Source organism: Chryseobacterium sp. SIMBA_028 (assembly GCF_046535285.1).
GTDB lineage: Bacteria > Bacteroidota > Bacteroidia > Flavobacteriales > Weeksellaceae > Chryseobacterium.
Map to the genome: position 1 here is coordinate 1 of NZ_JAWRWZ010000780.1, position 239 is coordinate 239.

At 32.6% G+C, this 239-nt stretch carries 1 pseudogene; it reads right to left on the minus strand.

The features are described from left to right. Window positions 1-239 (minus strand): annotated as a pseudogene (locus SCA31_RS25350) (hypothetical protein); the annotation flags it as partial.

Sequence of the window (239 nt, forward strand, 5' to 3'; positions counted from 1 at the left end):
CTGAACAGTTGGCTGTCCGAAGTTTTTCTCGTAATGGAGCTCAATAATATCGTTAGGAAGTTCCAAAACAATATTTCCTTCAGGAGAATCGATGAAGCCGTCGGTAATCATTTTATATAAACCTTCAACATCTTTATTCATATTTTGAAATGAAAAAGATCTGAAAGTATTTAGATTAGCGGTATTAAGATCCTGATAGTTGATCGTAAATTTATCGTCTTTTTTATATAAACCAACGG